The sequence below is a fragment of the Streptomyces sp. NPDC047085 genome, from assembly GCF_040643735.1.
In the GTDB taxonomy this organism is placed as follows: Bacteria; Actinomycetota; Actinomycetes; order Streptomycetales; family Streptomycetaceae; genus Streptomyces.
The window spans coordinates 130,168-149,268 of the sequence record NZ_JBEYUW010000007.1 but is presented as its reverse complement, the minus strand read 5'-3'; the positions used below and the strand labels follow the sequence as shown (position 1 = coordinate 149,268).

The window sequence follows — 19,101 nt, the reverse complement described above, 5'->3', positions numbered from 1 at the left end:
CAGCGAGTTCTGTTACGGCCTCTCTCGCTGGTGATAGGTTGAAACGAACCGGCGAGGAGGAGCGTGAGGACGATGGCGGCAGGCGCGGTGAGTCCCCGTGAGCGGTACCGCAGCCAGGTGCGGGCGGAGATCAAGGCGCGGGCCTGGGAGCAGATCGCCACGGCCGGGGCGTCGGGGCTGTCCCTCAACGCCATCGCCAAGGACCTGGGCATGAGCGGCCCGGCGCTGTACCGGTACTTCGCCGGCCGGGACGACCTGATCACCGAGCTGGTCCGGGATGCCTACCGCAGCCTCGCCGACACCTTCCGCGCCGCGGCCGACGCCGGTTCAGGGCTGCCCGGCCTGGCCCGCGCGCTGCGCGGCTGGGCACTGGCGGACCCGCAGCGGTACTTCCTCGTCTACGGCACACCCGTCCCCGGCTACCGGGCGCCGGACGACACCACGGCCATCGCCCAGGAGATCATGGCCACCCTGCTGGACGTGTGCGCGGCCGATGACGATGTGCCCGGGGCCGATGACGCGGCCGAAGGGGACGTGCCCGGGGCAGATGACACGGCCGATGCCAAGGACACCGCGTCGCCCGACGCCTTCGAGACCCACCTCGCGGAACATCGCCGCTGGGCCGGTGACCACCCCGCCGCGCCGCCCGTCCTCCGCCGCGCCCTGGCCGTCTGGACCCGGCTGCACGGTGTCCTCTCCCTGGAACTCGCCGGCCACTTCACCGGCATGGGCTTCGACCCGGAGCTGCTGTTCGACGCCGAGGTGAAGGGGCTCACCGGCGGGCGCTGAGCGCGCGAACGGTCGTACTCCCCGGGGCGTATCCGTGATCACCTCGTCCGGCTGACGTCCTCGCGGCCCGTCGGCGTCTAGCGTGGCGGGCATGGAAGAGCAGCGCGGCCCCGGGCCCTCGCACTGGTGGCGGTACGGGCCGCCGTGGTGGAACGGCTCCGCCGGCGACCCGGAGTCCCGCCCGGCCCGCCTGCCCTGGCGGTCCACCGTGCTGATCACCGTGTTCGTGCTCGCCGGCTCGCACTTCGCCGCGCACGGGCAGCCCCACCGGGTGCCGCTCGACACCACCGCGCGCGTGCTGCTGCTCGCGGCCTCGCTCCTGTTGCTGTGGCGGCACCGCCACCCGGCGGCCGTCGCCTTCGGCACGGCGGCCGTGACGCTGGTCTACGTGAGCGCGGGCTACCCCTACGGCCCGGTGTTCCTGACCGTCGCCGTCAGCTGCTTCAGCGCCGTCGTCGCCGGGCACCGGCGGGCCGCCTGGGCGTCACTCGGGTTGCTGTGGGCGGGGCACGCGCTGGTCGCGCTCTGGCTGTACCGCCGGCTTCCGCCGACGGGGGACAAGGGCGCGGGGATCGGGCAGGAGATCGTCGTCGCCACCTGGGTGCTGGCCATCGTCGCGCTGGCCGAACTGGCCCGGGTGCGCCGCGAACAGTGGGCACGGGAGCGCGCGGACCGCGCGCAGGCCGCCAAGCGGCGCGCGGACGAGGAACGGCTGCGGATCGCCCGCGAGCTGCACGACGTGCTCGCGCACAGCATCTCCGTCATCAACGTGCAGGCGAGCATGGGGCTCGCCCTGCTGGACACCGACCCCGAGCAGGCACGTACCGCGCTCACCACGATCAGGGCCGCGAGCAAGGAGGCGCTCGGCGAGGTGCGTCAGGTCCTCGACACCCTGCGCGCACCGGGCGCCGCGCCGCGCGCCCCCGCGCCCGGCCTGGGCCGGCTTCCCGAACTCGTCGAGCAGGCGGCGGCCGCCGGTCTGACGGTCGACGTCCAGGGGGAGCCACCGCATCTGGCGCCCGGCGCCGACCTGGCTGCCTTCCGGATCGTGCAGGAGGCCCTCACCAACGTCGTACGGCACTCCGGATCCCGGCACGCGCGTGTGCGCTTCGAGTACGACGGAGACGAGCTGCGGCTGCGCATCGACGACGACGGGCCCGCCACCGGAGCCGAGGCGGGCGGCAGCGGCAACGGACTGGCCGGCATGCGGGAGCGCGCCGCCGGGCTGGGTGGCACGATCGAGGCGGGCCCGCGCCCCGACGGCGGCTTCCGCGTGCTCGCCGTACTGCCCTTGCACACCAGGGAGGACCAGTGATCCGGGTACTGCTCGCCGACGACCAGTCGCTCGTGCGGGCCGGCTTCAGGGCGCTGCTCGACGCGCAGCCCGACATCGAGGTCGCCGGGGAGGCGGCGGACGGCGAGGAGGCGCTGCGCCGGGTGCGCGAACTGCGGCCCGACGTCGTCCTGATGGACATCCGCATGCCCCTGCTCGACGGGCTGGCCGCGACCCGGCGCATCACCGAGGACGCGGCGCTGAAGGACGTGAAGGTGGTCATGCTCACCACCTTCGAACTCGACGAGTACGTCTTCGAGGCGATCCGCTCGGGCGCCTCGGGGTTCCTGGTCAAGGACACCGAGCCGGACGAACTCGTGCGCGCGGTGCGGGCGGTGGTCGGCGGCGACGCGTTGCTCTCCCCGGGCGTCACCCGGCGCCTGATCGCCGAGTTCGCCGCCCGCTCCAAGGAACCCGCGGCGGCGGACGCCCTCGGTCAACTCACCGAGCGGGAGCGGGAGGTGATGGCGCTGGTCGGCATCGGCCTGTCCAACGAGGAGATCGCCCGCCGCCTGGTGGTCAGCCCGCTGACGGCGAAGACCCATGTGAGCCGCACGATGGTGAAGCTGGGCGCCCGCGACCGCGCCCAACTCGTCGTCCTCGCCTACGAGTCGGGGCTGGTACGGCCGGGCTGGCTCGGCTGAGACTCCCGCCGGAAGCGCACCAGCACGCTCACCACCCGGGCCATGAACACCACCGGCGCCAGGGCGAGTCCGAGCCGTAGCAGTACCGCCGACAGCAGATGCGGCAGCGGGAAGAGCAGGGCGGGCCCGGCGACGGCCCCGAACAGGACGGCCGCCGCGAAGGCGGCACTGACCAGCGCGTACCCGATCTCGACCGTGGCCGCGTCCTGTTCGGCCCTGGTGCGTCGTCCCCCGTATGTGTCCATACCGACAGTCTGACATGCCGTCAGCCGCTCACGCCGTTCTCCGGCGTGCCGTCAGCCGCACTTGCCGTCCGCCGCGAAGGCGTGCGCCCGGCGGGGCTGTTCGCCACCCGCCGGGCGCACACACAGGGAGGCGTTCCCCCTTAGGGCCTGCCCGGCGGATCCTGTCGCAGACGCGGGGCGGATAGGGCGCCGTTGCTTTCCTGCGACCTGATCCGCCGGACAGGCCCTAGTCGCGGACCGCCACGCGCTCCGCCTTCGCCTCCTCCACGGTGGACCTGGCGACGACGATCGACGGCGCGCTCCGTCGGCCGCGCAGACCGGTGAGGGTGATCAGCAGGCCGGCCGCCGCGACGCCCGTGACGACCATGAATCCGGGCCGGTAGCTGTCGAGGACGGCCTGCGGGGTGGCGTGCGCGGGGGCCGCCGCGGTCACCACGGCCGTCACGACGGCGAGGAAGATCGCGCCGCCCACCTGCACCGAGGTGTTCAGCAGCCCGGAGACCATGCCCTGCTCGTGGTCCTCGACCCCGTTGGTGGCCTGGATGTTGAGCGACGGGAAGACCAGGGCGCAGGCCGCGCCGATCAGCAGCATCGACGGCAGGATGACGGCCGCGTACACCGGGTCCAGGTCGACGCGCAGGAACAGCGCGTACCCGAGGACCATCAGGGCGAAGCCGGTCGCGATCAGCCGCGGGGTGCCGAACCGGTCGACGATCGCGCCGACCTTCGTCGACGACACCGCCACCAGCGCGCCCGCCGGCAGGAAGGCGAGCGCCGTGTGCAGCGCAGACCAGCCGAGCAGCGACTGCATGTACAGGGTCGTCAGGAACTGGAAGCCGACGTACGAACCGAAGAAGGCCACCGCACCGAGCTGGGCGCGGACCTGGCTGCCCGAGCGCAGCACCCCGAGCCGGACCAGAGGGCTCGGCGAGCGCCGCTCGACCAGTACGAACGCGGTCAGCAGCACGGCCACGGCCAGGAACGACAGCAGCGTGCGCGCCGAGGCCCAGCCGGCCTCGGGTGCCTGGACGACGGTGAAGACCAGCAGCAGCATCGCGGCGGTCCCGATGACGGCGCCCGGGATGTCGTAGCCGTCGTGGTTCTCCTCGCGGGCGCTGCGCGGCAGCAGCTTGAGGCCCGCGGCGAGGGCGATCAGCGCGATGGGGGCGGGCAGCAGCATGGTGAAGCGCCAACTGGCCTCGGTGAGCAGGCCGGACAGGACCAGGCCCATCGAGAAGCCGGTGGCCGCGCAGGTGGTGTAGATGGAGAGCGCGCGGTTGCGCAGCGGGCCCTCCGGGAACGTCGTGGTGATGATCGACAGGCCCGCCGGTGCGGTGAAGGCCGCGCTCAGGCCCTTGATGAAGCGGCTGGCGATCAGCAGCGGACCCGAGTCGACGAGCCCGCCGAGCAGCGAGGCGAGCGCGAAGACGCCGAGGGCCACCAGGAACACCTGGCGCCGGCCGAGCAGGTCGGCGGTGCGGCCGCCGAGGAGGAGCAGTCCGCCGTAGCCCAGGATGTAGCCGCTGACGATCCATTGCAGGGTGGACGTGGACAGGTGGAGATCGGAGCCGATGGACGGCAGCGCGACGCCGACCATCGACACGTCGAGCGCGTCCAGGAACATCGCGGCGCACAGCACCAGCAGGGTGCCCCACAGCCGGGGGGTCCAGCGAACCGCCGGGGACGGGGCCGCGGGGTTGGTGAGCGGAGAGGTCATGCCGAAGAGACTACATGCGCATGCATCGGATGCAAGCGCATTTAATTACGATGCAACAATCCCGTTTCTCTGCTACGGTGCGCTCATGGCGGCGAACAAGGCCGAGCAGACGCTCGTCGAGGAGTGGCGGGGCATTCTGGCCCTGCACGCCCGCACTCAGTGCGAGCTGGACCGGGCCCTGAACGGACACGGCCTGTGCGCCAGCGACTTCGAGGTGCTCGACGTGCTCGCCGGCGGCGTGTCCGCGGACGGCGGCTGCGGCTACCGCGTGCAGGAGATCTCCGACCGCGTCCATCTCAGCCAGAGCGCCCTGTCCCGGCTCATCGGCCGCCTGGAGAAGGACGGCCTCGTCGAGCGAGCCATGTGCCTGGAGGACCGGCGCGGAGTACGCGTGGTCCTCACGGAGAAGGGGCGCGCGCTGCACGGGGAAGTACGGCCCGTACAGCGTGCGGTGCTCGCCCGGATGCTGGCCGAGTGACGCGGCTACGGGTCGCTCGACTCCGCTAACCGATCGGGGACTTCTCCCGCCACAGGTCGACCAGTGCGCGGTCGCCGACGACGTCCGGTACGGGGATCCGGTTCCACAGCGCCAGGTACAACCGGTCGGCGGGGCCGGACAGTTCGGCGTCGGTCTTCTCGGACGCGTCCCGCGAGGTCACGGGCGGCTCCGCCGACAGCCGCACCGTCCACACCGCGTCAGCGCCCGCGCCCGCGTCGACCGCGCGCATCCGCAGCACGCGCGGTTCCTCGGTGCGCAGACGGCTCCGCGAGCGGGCGTGGAAGCCACGCAGCAGTTCGTCGATGCCGTCCGCCGCGAAGTCGGTCGCGATCGGGGACGGTTCACCGCCCCGCGCCACCTCGGCGTCGTACCGGTGCACCGTCGTCTCGTGCGCCTGCCGCCGGGTCCAGAACGCCAGCGGCGAGGGGCACGGCGCAGGGTGGAAGGTCCAGCACGCCAGGTCGGCCGGAGCGGCGGCCAGGGTGTCGACCAGTAGACGGTGGCTGTCCCGGTACCAGGCCACCAGTTCGGCGCCGTCCAGGTCCGGTGCGTCGGCCATGGGCCGGGGAGCGGTGTGCCCCTCCGCGACGATGCCGGCGGCCCACCGGTGCACCGCGCCCGTGTGCCGCAGCAGGTCCATCACCTGCCATTCCGGGCAGGTCGGCACCTTGGCGTCGGTCCCGGACTCCTCGGCGGCCGCCGCCAGCAGCCGGCCTTCCCGGTCCAGGGTCTGAAGGAACTCGGCAGTCTCCATGGGGCTCAGTGTGCCGGATGAAGCGCGCTCGAGGCCGCGCCCGGTCCTGGCTCGCGTTCTCGGCTTGCGGCTCACGGTTCACGGCTCGCGGCGCATGACTGTCTCCGGTCACGCCGCGCGCCCCCGGCCTCAACCGCCCGGCCCTCTGGCCTCAACCGCTCAGCGCCCCGGCCTCAACCGCCCAGCGTCCGCCGCGTCGCCAGCCCGATCAGCGCGGCGACGGCGGCCAGCGCGGCGACGCTCGTGAGCGCCGTGGGCAGCGAGAACCAGTCGGCCACGAAGCCGATCGTCGGCGGGCCGAGGAGCATGCCGCCGTAGCCCAGCGTGGAGGCAACGGCGACACCCGACGGTCCCGCCAGCGCACCGGCCCGCTCCACGGCGACCGGGAAGAGGTGGCGAGCCCGAGTCCGGTGACCGCGAAGCCGATCAACGCCGCCCACACGGAGGGCGCGAGTGAGCCGAGGAGCATCCCGGCCGTGGCGGTGGCGCCGCCGGCGATCACGATCCGGGCACGTCCGAGGCGTTCCAGCAGCCGGGTCCCCGTGAGGCGGCCGAGGGTCATGGCGAGCGCGAAGCACGAATACCCGGCGGCGGCCGTCCCCGACGAGGCCGCCAGATCCTGCCGCAGGTGGAGGGCGCCCCAGTCGGCCATGGCGCCCTCGCCGTAGGCGGTGCACAGGGCGACCAGACCGAAGACGACGACCAGCCCGCGGGTACGGCCGTCCGGGCGCCGCGTACCACCCTCCGGATCCGACGCGGGCTCCGGACCCGACGGTCGGCGGTCCGGCGCGATCGGCGCCTCGTGTCGCAGAAGGGCGGGTCCGGCGATCGCGGTGACCAGAAGTCCGACCAGCGTGATGCCGAACAGGTGCCACGTCGGGGAGAGGGCGCCGGCGACCAGCCCGCCCAGCCCGGCGCCGATCATCCCGCCCAGGCTGAAGGCCGCGTGGAAACTGGGCATGACCGGTCTGCGCAGCGCGGCCACGAGATCGACGGCGGCGCTGTTGAAGGCCACGTTGACGCCGCCGTACGCCGCCCCGAAGAGCAGCAGGACGCCACCCAGCGCCGCTGCCGAGCGGGTCAGCGGCGGCAGCGCCACGCTGAGGGCCAGGACCACCATCCACGCGACCGTCACCGGATGGCTGCCGTAGCGGCGGCACAGCCACCCGGTCGGCGTCATGGTGAGAACGGCCCCCGCGGACACGCAGAGCAGCGCGAGTCCGAGGGCGCCGGTGGAGGCGTGCGTCTGGTGCTTGATGTCGGGGATCCGCACGACCCACCCCGCGAAGACGAAGCCGTCGAGTGCGAAGAACGCCGTGATCGCGACGCGGAGCGCGGTGAGGTCGTTGCCCGGCACGACGCTGTGCATTCGGGTTTTGTTTATTTGCGGCACAAAGTCAGGCTAGGTGGACTGCCGGATCGGGGCAAGAGACGCGCGTACCTGCGCGGGATCCGTGGCGTGTCGCGGCCGGCACCGATGAATTTCCGGCCGGGACGGTGTCCTAGTTCCGAGGAATGCTGGAAGAGGGAACCGGAAGGTGAACGTCATCATGAAGACACCCCCGATCGTCTCCCCTCAGGAGTGGGAGGCTGCGCGTCAGCAGCTGCTCGTGGAGGAGAAGCAGCTGACCCGTGCCCGTGACGCACTGGCCGCCAAGCGCCGGCGGATGCCCTGGCTGGCCGTGGAGAAGCAGTACGAGTTCGACGGACCCAAGGGGAGGGTGAGGCTGCTCGACCTGTTCGACGGTCGTCGTCAGCTGATCGTCTACCGCGCCTTCTTCGAGCCCGGCGTGTTCGGCTGGCCCGACCACGCGTGCCGCGGCTGCTCCATGCTGGCCGACCACGTCGGCAATCTCGCGCATCTGAACGCCCGTGACACCACTCTTGTGTTCGCCTCGCGTGCGCCGCAGCCGGACATCGAGCGGGTGAAGGCGCGCATGGGGTGGACGATGCCCTGGTACACGATCATCGATGACTTCGATGTCGACTTCGGCGTGGACGAGTGGCACGGCACGAACGCGTTCATCCGTGAGGGCGACAGCGTGTTCCGCACGTACTTCATCAACAACCGCGGTGACGAGGCGATGGGAAGTACCTGGAGCTACCTCGACATGACCGCGCTCGGGCGTCAGGAGACCTGGGAGGACTCGCCCGAGGGCTATCCGCAGACCCCGCCGTACCAATGGTGGAACTGGCACGACGCGTACAGCGACGCCGAGACGGCGCCCGAGTGGCTGGCCATCACCCGCCGGGCCACGGAGGACCAGCCCGAGTGAGCCCTTCGACCGTGGCCGGTGCCCGCCGGCGCGTGTCGCGCAGCAGTACGGCCACCAGCGCCGCGAGATCCGCGGCCCCCTCAGCGTCGTCCGCGTACCGGGTCGTCCGAAGGGGCCCCACCTCGTCCAGCCGTACCCCCTCCCGCTCCAGCACATGTCCCAGGGCGAGCAGGGACAGGCGGGCGTTGCCGTCCGGGAAGGGATGGAAGAAGGCCACGTCCAGGTAGACCCTGGCCGCGCGGGACGGCAACGGCAGCGGGGCCTCGGTGGCCTGCCGGAGGCAGGTGGCGAAGTCGCGCCAGGTGCGCGGGGTCAGGCCGTAGCGCTCCCGGCCCCGCTTGGCGAAGGCGTCGCCCTGCCGGAAGGGCACCTCGGCCGTGCCGAGGACGAGGGACTGCCAGCCGGCCAGCAGGGCCGGGGTGAGGGGAGCGCGCCGGGCGGCGTCCGCGCGGGTGCGGGCGAGCGCGGCCAGCAGGCGGTCGGCGCGCTCGGGGTCGCGGTGGCGGACCGGGCCGTCGTACCAGGCCAAGAGGCCGTCGACGTACGGCTGGACGGGGCCCGTGCCGTGCGGCCGCGCGGCCACCGCGCCCGTCCAGTCCACCTGCTCCCTGATCCGGCACCATTGCGCGAGCGCGTCAGTGGTCACGGTAGGGCCGCTCCCCGGTGAGCCCCACGGCCAAGTCCTCGGCGACGGAGTCCACCAGTGTCCGTGCGGGCGCGGTCCAGCTGGCGAACCGGCCGCCGATGGCCTCGTCCACCGCGCGGTCGGCCTCCTCGGGCGACAGGCCGGCGGAGGTGAGGAACCAGCTGAGCACGTGTGCGCACATGCCGTACCAGGCGCATTCGCTGCCCGTGCGGTCCATCACCAGGGTGACCAGCCGTGTCGCCGCCCGCTCCAGGTGCCAACTGCGGTCCTCGGGGCTCGCGTCGGGCGGCGGGGCCAGCCGGGCGAACTTCTCCGCCAGCTCCTCCAGCCAGTCGCGCCACTCCAGGAGCGAGGCCACGATCCGCTCGGCCGTGGGGAGCGGTTCACGCACTGAATGGCTCTCACAGCACCAACTGGCGACCACTCCACCGCCACCGCCCTCGCCGATCGACTTGCTCCAGCCGCACGCCCACAGGCCGTAGCGCTCCGCGAGCAACGCGGTGACCTCGTGGGTGAATCGGTGTCCGGCCATCCTGTCGGCGTCCATGGCCTCGGAGGTCGGCACCATCGGGACGATCAGCTCGATGAGCCTGGACCGTTCGTCCTCGTCCCAGGCGAAGGGGTTGCGTGCGGGGTCGGTGGCGGACCAGGAGAGCTGGTACCAGTACAGCTTGGACGCGCGGGACGTGCGGGACGTGGGGGCCTCCGTGGACGGACGAATGGATGGACGGATGGGAACAGCCGCGCGAGTTTGTCACACGCGCGGCTTTTCGCATACGGATTTAGGTACGCGGCGAGAGCCCCTGAATCCCGTAAATCCCTCTGAATCCCCATGAACCCCCTTCGACCAGCAGAGACTTCCGGCTGCCCGCCCTGCTCGCCCTGCCCCGACGGACTCAACCGGGCGTCGGGCGCACCCTGTTCGGGGTGCCGAGCCGCCCCAGGACGACCGGCCGCTCGCGGATACAGGTCGGTTAATGCTTGCTCACGCGCTGGTTGCGGACGGGTGAGCGGTCCATGATGGAGCCATGACGTTGGCCTCGCGCGCGCTCGCGCAACTGGCGACCTGGCCGGACCTGAGACAGGCCGTCCCGAGCTGCGGCCTGGGACAGGCGGTGAGTTCGGCGCACGGCGAGATCGCCCACTTCCACTCGGCCCGGGACGTGGACCTACGGCTGACCGACCGGGCCATCCGGCGGTTCGCCAAGGACCTCCTGCATACCGGCGCCATTCGTATCGTGCCGGGGTCGCAGTGGGTGACGCTCCGGCTCGACGCCACCAGCGACGTCGACCTGCTGCTCACCCTCGTGAGTGTGGCGCTCCAGGCCCAGCAGGCCTGGCCCGACCCGGTCGACCGGTCCCCGGTCGGCTGCAACGACCAGCGGGGTGCGGGCTTCGTGAAGGCCGACCGCAGCGGTGTCTGACGCCCGGCGCACGCGCGCCGGTTGACGACACCGCGGCCGGCGGCTGCGGCCTGCGACCCGGCCGCACGCGCGCCGGTTGACGACACTGTGACCGGCGGCTGCGGCCTGCGGCCCGCTTTGGCCTCACACGGCCAGGACCTGAATTCCCGCCTCCTCGAAGCGCCGCACGGTCTCCTCCGCGACGGCTGTGTCCGTGACGAGGGTGTCCACCAGTTCCGCCGCGCAGATCCGGGCGAACGCCCGCTGGCCCAGCTTGCTGGAGTCGGCGGCGACCACCACGCGCTCGGCGCGTTCGCACAGCAGCCGGTTGATCGCCGCCTCGGCCTCGTCGTGGGCCGCCGCGCCGTGCGTGACGTCGAAGGCGACGACGCCGAGGACCGCCACGTCGAGCGTGATCTGGCCGAGCACCCCGTCCGCGAGCGGACCGATGAGTTCGTACGACTGTGCGCGCGCGACCCCACCCGTCACCACGATCTTGAACTGGGGCCGTACGGCGAGCTCGTTGGCGATGTTGAGCGCGTTGGTGACGATGGTCAGCGCGGGCGAGCCGGTGCCGAGGTCCGGGCGGACGGCCAGGGCGCGGGCCACCTCCGTGGTGGTCGTGCCGCCGGTCAGCCCCACCGCCTCGCCCGGCGCCACGAGATCGGCCACCGCCTTGGCGATCCGCTGCTTCTCGGAGGCGCGACGGGCCGTCTTGTAGCGCAGCGGCAGTTCGTACGACACCCCGTGCACGACCGCCCCGCCCCGGGTGCGCACCAGCATCTGCTGCTCGGCGAGCTGGTCGAAGTCCCGGCGGATCGTCGCCGCCGACACCTCCAGCTCGGCCGCCGCCTCCTCGACCTCCAGTCGGCCGCGCTCGACGAGCAGTTCCAGCAGCGCCTTCCAGCGGGCGTCCCGGGACATCCGCAGCCTCCGTTCTTCGTGTACCCGGCGACCCTAGCGCACCCCGCTCTGCGCACGAATGCTTGATTGTGCTCGAAAGCTCGCTATATCTTGCAGGAACAATCAGCAAGGGGAGGGTGCGACATGAGCCATGTCGAGGACGAGCTGAACAGCCAGCCCGCGTGCTGGATACGCGCGGCCGAGGAGGCGGGGCGGCACCGCGAGGCGTTGCCGGAGCCGGGGGAACGGGTCGCGATCGTCGGGTGCGGGACCTCGTACTTCATGGCGCAGGCGGTGGCCGCGCTGCGCGAGACGGCCGGGCAGGGCGAGACCGACGCGTTCGCCGCGTCCGAGTTCCCGCGAGGGCGGTCGTACGACCGGGTCGTGGCCCTCACCCGCTCGGGCACCACCACCGAAGTGCTCGACCTCCTCGGGCAGTTGAGGGGAACCGTGCGGACCACGGCGATCACCGCCGACCCCGCCACCCCCGTGATGAGCGCCGCCGACCACCTCGTCGTCCTGGACTTCGCCGACGAGCGGTCCGTCGTACAGACCCGGTTCGCGACCACCGCGCTCACCCTCCTCCGTGCCCACCTCGGACTGCACAGCGAGGCCGTCGTCGCGGACGCCCGTACGGCCCTCACCACGTCCCTGCCCCAAGGCCTCGTGGAATGCACCCAGTTCACCTTCCTCGGCCGGGGCTGGACCGTCGGACTCGCGAACGAGGCGGGCCTGAAGATGCGCGAGGCGGCGCTGTCCTGGACCGAGGCCTACCCGGCGATGGAGTACCGGCACGGGCCGATCAGCATCACCACGCGGGGCACCGCCACGTGGATGCTCGGCGAGGCACCCGACGGCCTCGCCGAACAGGTCCGCACCACCGGCGGGCTGTGGGTCGACGGCGGGCTCGACCCGCTCGCGGAACTCGTCCGCGTCCAGCGTCTCGCGGTCGCCGTCGCCGACGCGCGCGGCCTCGACCCCGACCGGCCGCGCCACCTCACCCGCTCGGTGATCCTCGCCCCCTGACCCGCAGCCCCGGAAGGGAAAGAACCGGAAGGGAAAGAAGCCGTGCCCCTCGCGACCACCGGCGAGCTGGTCACCCACGCCGCCCGGACCCGCTCCGCCGTCGCCGCCTTCAACATCATCACCCTCGAACACGTCGAGGCCGTGATCGCCGGCGCCGAGTCCACGGGCGCGCCCGTGGTCCTCCAAGTCAGCGAGAACGCCGTCAAGTTCCGCTACGGACGGCTCCTGCCGCTCGCCCGCGCGGCCGTCGCCGCCGCCGAACGCGCCGACGTACCCGTCGCGCTGCACCTCGACCATGTGCAGAGCGACGACCTGCTGCGCCAGGCGCCCGGCGCCGGGTTCAGCTCCGTGATGTACGACGCCGCCCGCCTGCCCTACGCCGAGAACCTCGCCGCCACCCGGGCCGCAGCCGACTGGGCGCACGGCCAAGGCCTGTGGATCGAGGCCGAGTTGGGGCAGGTCGGGGGCAAGGACGGGCGCCCTCCGCTGGACGCCCACGCGCCCGGCGCCCGCACCGACCCCGAACAGGCCCGCGACTTCGTGGCCCGTACCGAGGTCGACGGCCTGGCCGTGGCCATCGGCAGCGTGCACGCCATGACGACCCGCACCGCCGCCCTCGACCACGGCCTGCTCCGGCGGCTGTCCACCGCGCTCTCCGTGCCGCTCGTCCTGCACGGCTCCTCCGGCGTCCCCGACGACTCCCTGGTCGCGGCGGTCGCCGGCGGCATCGGCAAGGTCAACGTCGGCACCGCCCTCAACGCGGCCATGACCGGCGCGATCCGCGAGTTCCTCGCCGCCCACCCCGAGGCCGTCGACTCCCGCAAGTACCTCAGCGTCGGCCGGGAAGCGATGGCCCAGGAGGTGGCCCGGATCATCCGCGTCCTCAGCGCACCGGTGCCCTGACCCGCACTCGGCCGACCGCGTCCGGCGCCGCCGTCAGTGGCGCCGGACCAGCGCGTCGGGCACCGCCGTCATTGGCGCCGGGCCGGCTCGTCGGGCGAGTCAGTTCTTGACGGCCCTCAGCAGCACGAACTTCGGGTCGCTGGCGACCAGTTCGCTGTTCCCGAACAGCCGCCTGAGCTTGACGTGGTAGCCCAGGTGCCGGTTGCCGATCACCCACAGCTCGCCGCCCGGCCGCAGCGCGCGCTTCGCCCCGGTGAACATCCGCCACGCCGTCGCGTCGGTCGTCGCCTGGTGGGAGTGGAACGGCGGGTTGTTCAGGACGAGGTCCACACTGCCCGGCGCCACCCCGGCCAGCCCGTCCCCGACCCGGAACTCGGCGTGCCCGGGCACCCCGTTGGCCTTGTACGTCGCCTCCGCCGAGGCGACGGCCTGGAACGACTCGTCCACGAACAGCACTTCGGCCTCCGGGTCGGCCAGCGCCACCGCCGTACCGACCACCCCGTTGCCGCAGCCCAGGTCCACCACCCGGCCCCCGCGCGGCCCGGCCGGCAGGTGCTGGAGCAGGAACCGGGTGCCGATGTCCAGCCGCTCCGCGCAGAACACGCCCGCGTGGTTGACGACCGTGCGCCCGGACACCGCGCCGATGCCGTCCGGCAGGGCGTAGCTGTACGGCCACGGGTTCTCCGGCCGGGCCAGGGACGGGTCCGGGGTGCAGAAGATCAGCCGGGCCTTCTGCCGCGCCAGCGAGGTCCGGGTCGGCCCCAGAATCCGCTCGAACAGCTGAAGCGTGGACGTGTGGATCTCCTTCACCATTCCGGTGCCGACGACCACCGTCCCCGCGTGCACGGCGGGCGCGAGCCGCAGCAGCTGGTCCTCCAGCAGCGCCAGGCTCTTCGGCACCCGCACCAGCAGCACGTCCACCCGCTCCGGCGGCGGATCCTGGGTGGTGAGCAGACGCACGGCACCGGGTTCGACCCCGGCCCGCGCCAGGTTCACCCGGGTCGCCTCCTGGCTCAGGAAGGAGTCGGTGATCTGCGTCGGCCGGTGCTTCGCGAGGGCCGTCGCCAGCGCGCCCCACCGGTCGCCGACCACCACGACCGTGCCCGTGAGCGCCACTCCCTCCTCGGCCAGGTGCCGCAGCAGGTAGGCGTCGGAGGCGTCCCAGGCGCGCAGCCGGTCGCGGGGATCCTCGGGGAAGCGGGACAGCTCGCACTCGCCCCACGGCGTCGTCATACGGTCGTTCATCGTGCTCCAGGCTAGCCGAGCCGCAGCTCAGCACCGGTCGGGCGGCCCTAGGGCCTGTCCGGCGGATCCTGTCGCAGACGCGCGGCCTGGCACGCACATCTGCGGCGTTGTCGTCGGTCGCCGACTCCCCCACGCTCGAATGGGGCTCGCGCGGGGGGACCCCCACGCGTCGACTCCCTCCTCCGCCTTGCAGCTGCACGCACCAGACCCCGCTCACCGGCGCTTATGAGGCGCCGTTGCTTTCCTGCGACCTGATCCGCCGGACAGGCCCTCGGGCAGGATGGAGCACATGGACGTGGAGCTGTTTCCGCGCGAGCGGTCCGAGGTCGCACCGGGCGCCGTGCACGTCCCGCACTGGCTGGACGCCGAGCGACAGCGCGCGCTGCTCGCCGCCTGCCGGGCATGGGCCCGGCCCCCGGCCGGACTGCGCACGGTCCACACCCCGGGCGGCGGCACGATGACCGCCCGCCAGGTCTGCCTCGGCTGGCACTGGTACCCGTACGCCTACGCCCGCACCGTCCTCGACGGCGACGGCGCCCCCGTCAAGCCCTTCCCGGCCTGGCTGGACGCGCTGGGCCGGGACGCGGTGGCCGACGCGCTCGGCCCGCCGGCGGTCCCCACCAGGCCCTACGACATCGCGCTGATCAACTTCTACGACGGCGACGCCCGCATGGGGATGCACCGCGACGGCGACGAGAAGACGGACGCGCCGGTGGTCTCGCTGAGCCTGGGCGACACCTGCGTGTTCCGCTTCGGCAACACCGAGACCCGGACGAAGCCGTACACGGATGTGGAGCTGCGCAGCGGCGACCTGTTCGTCTTCGGCGGGCCGTCCCGCTTCGCCTACCACGGGGTGCCGCGCGTGCACCCGGGCACGGCGCCGCCCGAGCTGGGCCTGGCCGGGCGGCTGAACATCACCCTGCGGGTGAGCGGACTGCCGTCGACGGCCGGCTGACCGGTGCGCGGAGCACCACCGAGGCCACGACGGCTGCGGATCATGGGAGACTCGCCCTCATGAGCGGCAAGGCGGACCCCCGGAAGGCGGGGGAAGGGACCACCTCGAGAGCGCGGCTGGACCGGGGGCGCGGAGCCCTCGGACCCGCGCTGGAGCTGGTGCACACCGGGCGGGCACCGACCCGGGCCGTGCTCACCGCCGAACTCGGGGTCACCCGCGCGACGGCCGGGGCGGTGGCCGCCGAACTGGAGGCGCTGGGCCTGATCAGGGTGGACGCCCGCCCGGGCGCGGCGGCCGGCTCCCAGGGCCGCCCCTCGCACCGACTGGAGGTCGCCGAGGACGGCCCGGTCGCGCTCGCCGCGCAGGTCCACGCCGACGGCTTCCGGGCCGCGCTGGTCGGCCTGGGCGGCCGGATCGTCGCGACCGCCCCGGGCTGTGAGACCGTCGACGCGGACCCGGCGAAGGTACTGGGCTCCGTGGTGGAGGCCGGCGCCGAACTCCTCCGCACGACGGGCCGCCGCTGCGTCGGCGCCGGGCTCGCCGTGCCCTCCGCCGTCGCCGAACCCGACGGCCTCGCCCTCAACCCCCTGCACCTGGCCTGGCCGGTGGGCGCGCCGGTGCGCCGGATCTTCGCGGAGTGCGTGCGCGCGGCGGGCATCACCGGCCCCGCCTTCGCGGGCAACGACGTCAACCTCGCCGCCCTCGCCGAGCACCGGCACGGCGCGGGCCGGGGCGCCCGGGACCTGCTGTGCGTGGCCACCGGGCACCGGGGCGTCGGCGGCGCCCTGGTCCTGGACGGCCGCCTCCACACGGGCAGTTCGGGCCTCGCCCTGGAGGTCGGCCACCTCACGGTCAACCCCGAGGGCCGTCCCTGCCACTGCGGCAGCCGGGGCTGCCTGGACGTGGAGGCGGACCCGCTCGCCCTGCTCATCGAGGCGGGCCGCGAGCCCGGCCCCGAGGTCTCCCTGCTCCAGCAGGCCAACGACCTGCTGCGCACCCAGTACGCCGACCCGGCCGTGCGCACCGCCGCCGAGGCCCTGATCGACCGCCTCGGCCTCGGCCTCGCCGGGCTGGTCAACATCCTCAACCCCGACCGCATCATCCTCGGCGGCCTGCACCGCACCCTCCTGGAGGCCGACCCCGAGCGGCTGCGCGCGGTGGTCGCCGACCGCAGCCTGTGGGGGCAGAGCGGCGGCGTCCCCATCCTGCCCTGCACCCTGGACCACGACAGCCTGGTCGGCGCGGCCGAACTGGCCTGGCAGCCGGTCCTGGACGACCCGCTGGGGGCGCTGCGGTGACGGCCGGCACGGTGGAACTCTGGGACGCCTCACGCATCCGGCTCGTCGAGACGGCCACACCCGAACTGTCTCCCCGGCACCGCTCGGCGATGGACCGCCTGTGGGCGAAGGCGGTACGGGCCAATCCCACCCTCTTCGACGGCCCGGTGGCCGTGATCACGGGGCTGGAGCCTGACGGGCCGGACGGCCTGGTGCTGTCCTGGGCGCGGGCGAGCTACCGATTCCGCGCCCTGCGCGAGCTGTCGGACGCGCCCGGCTGGTCGTCCCTGTTCGTGTCCGTGGCCGTGCTCCAGCCGTCCGACGACGGGCGCGTGATGGTCGGACGGATGGCGCCCTCGACCGCGGCCCCGGGCCGCTGGCAGCTGCCCGGCGGCACCGTCGAACCCCCCGAGGGCCAGGACGAGTTGGACCTCGCCGCGCTACGCCGCCACGCGGCCCGCGAACTGGCCGAGGAGACCGGCTCCGACACCCCCGCCGACGCCCTGACCCCGGGACTGACCATCCGGGGCACGCGAGGCAACGTCGGCGTGCTGTTCCTGGCCCCGCCCCGCCCGGCGGACGAACTGCGCGAGCGGTACGCGGAGCTGGTCCGGACGGAGACCGCCCGGGGTCGCGACCCCGAGTTCGACCGCATCGAACTGGTCCGCTCGGCGGCCGACCTGCGGGGGCTGAAGGGCCCGCACGTGGACTACCTGGAAAGGGTCGTACGGCACTACGCAGACAGCCCGGCCTGAGCCGTTCTAGACGCCCCCGGCCACGCGGCGGGGCCGGGCGACCAGTTCCCCGCCGCAGTTGGGACAGATCTGTCCCATGGCCTCGCCGCACGTCACGCAGAACGTGCACTCGTACGAGCAGATGCGGGCCGGACCGTCCGCGGGCAACTCGGCCGTCCCGCAGCGTTCGCAGCGGTCGCGCATCTCCAACGCCATGGCTGTCTCGTCTCCTCCGGCAGGGGGCCAATGCTGTTCCGCCCCCCATCCTCCCGACGGCGGCCTGAGGCGAAACCCACGCCAGGGACAACGATCCACATGATCGGGCCACGCCAGGGACAAGGATCCGCACGATCGGGCCACGCCGGATCACGGCCCGCAGGCCGGGCCCTGGTTCACCACTGCCGCCCGCGCGGGAGCCGGTCCCGGCCCGGGGCGGACAGGTGCAGGACCTGGTAGAGGTCGCCGTCGGCCTTCGGTGTGCCGTGTGCCCAGAGCGAGAAGTGGACCAGCTCCCAGGCGCGCGTGTCCACAGCGGCCGCGGCCAGCACCGCCCCGTCCTGCGCGGCCAGCCGTTCCGTCTCGCTCGCCGCGTCCGCCATGAACGCGGCCAACTCCACACCGTCCGGCACCGGTTGGCGCCGCCGCACGGCGAAGGCGGCGGGAGAGCCGGCGACGGTGCCCTCCTCGAACGCCAGGCCCGTCCACTGCCGTGTCTCCGGCCGCCCGAAGTCGTTGACGGGTCCCTGGAAGGCCCCTCCCCAGAGGAAGCGGTTCATGCCCTCCATGGTGTTCCAGAGGTAGAACGGCCCGTACTGGTTCACGGGCGAGCCGTGCACCCCGCGCTCGCGCAGCACATACGTCTTGATGCCGAGGCCGTCCCAGTCGTCCAGGAGATGCGCGACGCGGGCGACGCGGGAACGGATGATGTCCATGTCGTAGTCCGCGGGCAGGGTGAACTCGTACTGCATGGCGTGCATGTCATGGTTCCCTTCTGAGGCGGGGTTGCGGCACGGAAGTCGGCTGTGCGTTCAGGGCGTTCGGGGTGCGAGCAGCGCGAGCAGGCCCCGCACGCCCGCGTCGAAGGCGGCGGGGGAGCCGGAGGCACGGGCCAGCACATAGCCGCCCTGCAGGGTCGCGAGGATGGTCGCGCCGATCTCCTCGCCGTCCAGCCCGGGCGCGAACTGCCCTTGCCGCTTGCCCTCTTCGACGACGTCGGCGATGCGCGACCGGACCCAGGCGATCGTCTCGTCCACGGGCGCGCGCAGCTCCTCGCTGGCGATCACGTCCGGATCCATGGTCAGCCGGCCGATCGGACAGCCGCGCAACACGTCCCGCTCGCGCAGCAGATACGCCTCGACGCGCTCGTACGGCGTTCCCGGCCCGCCGAGGACCCGTTCGGTGGCGGCCCGCAACTCCTCGGCGGTGCGCCGGATCGCCGCCAGGGCGAGGTCCGGCTTGCCCTTGAAGTGGTGGTACATGCTGCCCTGGCCGGCGCCGGCGCGCTCCAGGATCGCCTTGGGGCTCGTGCCGACGTAACCGCGCTCCCACAGCAGCTCGCGGGTGGACTCGATCAGCCGTTCCGGGGTGCTCATGCGGTCACTGTACATACTAGTAGTTACAGAAGGCGAGTCCCCGGGGAGCAGCCGCGCCCCGCCCCCGTACTCCCGGGGAGGTACGCGCACTGCCGCCGGCCGCACGACGACCCGGACCCCCTGTCGGAGGGAGTCTCGGGACATCACCCGATCACTCATC

At 73.1% G+C, this 19,101-nt stretch carries 21 protein-coding genes and 1 pseudogene; 11 read left to right on the top strand and 11 right to left on the bottom strand.

The features are described from left to right. Positions 1 to 72 precede the first annotated feature (72 nt). The 3 genes from ABZ865_RS24410 (at position 73) to ABZ865_RS24400 (ending at position 2,766) form a co-directional block, all read left to right on the top strand. The gene (locus ABZ865_RS24410; RefSeq protein ID WP_361234037.1) at positions 73 to 789 is read left to right on the top strand and encodes a TetR/AcrR family transcriptional regulator; all 717 of its coding nucleotides are present in this window, start codon (positions 73 to 75) and stop codon (positions 787 to 789) included. Between the two features lie 91 nt (positions 790 to 880). Next, the gene (locus ABZ865_RS24405; RefSeq protein ID WP_361234035.1) at positions 881 to 2,104 is read left to right on the top strand and encodes a sensor histidine kinase; all 1,224 of its coding nucleotides are present in this window, start codon (positions 881 to 883) and stop codon (positions 2,102 to 2,104) included. Further along, entirely contained in the window at positions 2,101 to 2,766 is a 666-nt protein-coding gene (locus ABZ865_RS24400; protein ID WP_361234032.1) for a response regulator transcription factor, read from the top strand. Before ABZ865_RS24405 ends, ABZ865_RS24400 begins: the two co-directional genes overlap by 4 nt. Here ABZ865_RS24400 and ABZ865_RS24395 read toward each other — a convergent pair. After that, positions 2,727 to 3,011, bottom strand: coding sequence for a DUF6332 family protein (locus ABZ865_RS24395; protein ID WP_361234028.1), 285 nt, complete (start codon positions 3,009 to 3,011; stop codon positions 2,727 to 2,729). The two genes, ABZ865_RS24400 and ABZ865_RS24395, sit on opposite strands and share 40 nt — an antisense overlap. A gap of 226 nt (positions 3,012 to 3,237) precedes the next feature. Next, the gene (locus tag ABZ865_RS24390) at positions 3,238 to 4,728 is read right to left on the bottom strand and encodes an MFS transporter (protein ID WP_361234025.1); all 1,491 of its coding nucleotides are present in this window, start codon (positions 4,726 to 4,728) and stop codon (positions 3,238 to 3,240) included. A gap of 85 nt (positions 4,729 to 4,813) precedes the next feature. Here ABZ865_RS24390 and ABZ865_RS24385 point away from each other — a divergent pair, with 85 nt between their 5' ends. After that, a complete protein-coding gene (locus ABZ865_RS24385; protein ID WP_361234022.1) occupies positions 4,814 to 5,206 on the top strand; it encodes a MarR family transcriptional regulator in 393 nt (130 codons plus the stop codon). A gap of 25 nt (positions 5,207 to 5,231) precedes the next feature. On the opposite strand, the gene ABZ865_RS24380 is transcribed toward ABZ865_RS24385, so the two are convergent. Further along, entirely contained in the window at positions 5,232 to 5,981 is a 750-nt protein-coding gene (locus tag ABZ865_RS24380) for a maleylpyruvate isomerase family mycothiol-dependent enzyme (protein WP_361234019.1), read from the bottom strand. 173 nt (positions 5,982 to 6,154) lie between these two features. After that, positions 6,155 to 7,338 (bottom strand): annotated as a pseudogene (locus ABZ865_RS24375) (MFS transporter). A 193-nt stretch (positions 7,339 to 7,531) separates the two neighbouring features. On the opposite strand from ABZ865_RS24375, the gene ABZ865_RS24370 reads away from it, so the two are divergent. Continuing rightward, positions 7,532 to 8,257 carry a DUF899 domain-containing protein gene (locus tag ABZ865_RS24370; protein WP_361234016.1) on the top strand — a complete coding sequence of 242 codons (726 nt, stop codon included), beginning with the start codon at positions 7,532 to 7,534 and terminating at the stop codon, positions 8,255 to 8,257. Here ABZ865_RS24370 and ABZ865_RS24365 read toward each other — a convergent pair. Next, positions 8,223 to 8,903: a Fic family protein gene (locus tag ABZ865_RS24365; RefSeq protein WP_361234014.1), complete on the bottom strand. Its 681-nt coding sequence runs from the start codon at positions 8,901 to 8,903 to the stop codon at positions 8,223 to 8,225. The genes ABZ865_RS24370 and ABZ865_RS24365 overlap by 35 nt on opposite strands. Beyond that, entirely contained in the window at positions 8,893 to 9,471 is a 579-nt protein-coding gene (locus ABZ865_RS24360; RefSeq protein ID WP_361234011.1) for a hypothetical protein, read from the bottom strand. The genes ABZ865_RS24365 and ABZ865_RS24360 overlap by 11 nt, the downstream gene beginning before the upstream one ends. A 460-nt stretch (positions 9,472 to 9,931) precedes the next feature. Here ABZ865_RS24360 and ABZ865_RS24355 point away from each other — a divergent pair, with 460 nt between their 5' ends. Continuing rightward, positions 9,932 to 10,327, top strand: coding sequence for a luciferase family protein (locus tag ABZ865_RS24355; RefSeq protein WP_361234008.1), 396 nt, complete (start codon positions 9,932 to 9,934; stop codon positions 10,325 to 10,327). Between the two features lie 123 nt (positions 10,328 to 10,450). On the opposite strand, the gene ABZ865_RS24350 is transcribed toward ABZ865_RS24355, so the two are convergent. Next, positions 10,451 to 11,230 (bottom strand): DeoR/GlpR family DNA-binding transcription regulator, encoded by a 780-nt coding sequence (locus tag ABZ865_RS24350; protein ID WP_361234005.1) that lies wholly within the window; start codon positions 11,228 to 11,230, stop codon positions 10,451 to 10,453. A gap of 123 nt (positions 11,231 to 11,353) precedes the next feature. On the opposite strand from ABZ865_RS24350, the gene ABZ865_RS24345 reads away from it, so the two are divergent. Next, a complete protein-coding gene (locus tag ABZ865_RS24345; RefSeq protein ID WP_361234002.1) occupies positions 11,354 to 12,235 on the top strand; it encodes an SIS domain-containing protein in 882 nt (293 codons plus the stop codon). Between the two features lie 42 nt (positions 12,236 to 12,277). Continuing rightward, the gene (locus tag ABZ865_RS24340) at positions 12,278 to 13,138 is read left to right on the top strand and encodes a class II fructose-bisphosphate aldolase (protein ID WP_361233999.1); all 861 of its coding nucleotides are present in this window, start codon (positions 12,278 to 12,280) and stop codon (positions 13,136 to 13,138) included. A gap of 99 nt (positions 13,139 to 13,237) precedes the next feature. Here ABZ865_RS24340 and ABZ865_RS24335 read toward each other — a convergent pair whose 3' ends face one another. Further along, positions 13,238 to 14,371: a methyltransferase gene (locus ABZ865_RS24335; protein WP_361234580.1), complete on the bottom strand. Its 1,134-nt coding sequence runs from the start codon at positions 14,369 to 14,371 to the stop codon at positions 13,238 to 13,240. Between the two features lie 301 nt (positions 14,372 to 14,672). Here ABZ865_RS24335 and ABZ865_RS24330 point away from each other — a divergent pair, with 301 nt between their 5' ends. Genes ABZ865_RS24330 through ABZ865_RS24320 form a run of 3 tightly spaced genes read left to right on the top strand, consistent with a single transcriptional unit; the run spans position 14,673 to position 17,370 of the window. Continuing rightward, positions 14,673 to 15,338: an alpha-ketoglutarate-dependent dioxygenase AlkB gene (locus tag ABZ865_RS24330; protein WP_361233996.1), complete on the top strand. Its 666-nt coding sequence runs from the start codon at positions 14,673 to 14,675 to the stop codon at positions 15,336 to 15,338. 59 nt (positions 15,339 to 15,397) lie between these two features. Next, positions 15,398 to 16,636 carry an ROK family protein gene (locus tag ABZ865_RS24325; protein WP_100824722.1) on the top strand — a complete coding sequence of 413 codons (1,239 nt, stop codon included), beginning with the start codon at positions 15,398 to 15,400 and terminating at the stop codon, positions 16,634 to 16,636. Beyond that, complete coding sequence (locus tag ABZ865_RS24320; protein WP_361233992.1) at positions 16,633 to 17,370, top strand: NUDIX domain-containing protein; 738 nt, start codon at positions 16,633 to 16,635, stop codon at positions 17,368 to 17,370. The genes ABZ865_RS24325 and ABZ865_RS24320 overlap by 4 nt, the downstream gene beginning before the upstream one ends. Positions 17,371 to 17,376: 6 nt before the next feature. Here the strand turns inward: ABZ865_RS24320 and ABZ865_RS24315 are convergent, their stop codons facing one another. From ABZ865_RS24315 to ABZ865_RS24305, 3 genes are all read right to left on the bottom strand, one after another. Then, positions 17,377 to 17,565 carry a DUF1272 domain-containing protein gene (locus ABZ865_RS24315; protein ID WP_361233989.1) on the bottom strand — a complete coding sequence of 63 codons (189 nt, stop codon included), beginning with the start codon at positions 17,563 to 17,565 and terminating at the stop codon, positions 17,377 to 17,379. A 176-nt stretch (positions 17,566 to 17,741) separates the two neighbouring features. Beyond that, entirely contained in the window at positions 17,742 to 18,326 is a 585-nt protein-coding gene (locus tag ABZ865_RS24310) for a DUF4865 family protein (protein WP_361233986.1), read from the bottom strand. A gap of 51 nt (positions 18,327 to 18,377) precedes the next feature. Next, entirely contained in the window at positions 18,378 to 18,956 is a 579-nt protein-coding gene (locus ABZ865_RS24305; RefSeq protein WP_361233983.1) for a TetR/AcrR family transcriptional regulator, read from the bottom strand. Positions 18,957 to 19,101 lie beyond the last annotated feature (145 nt).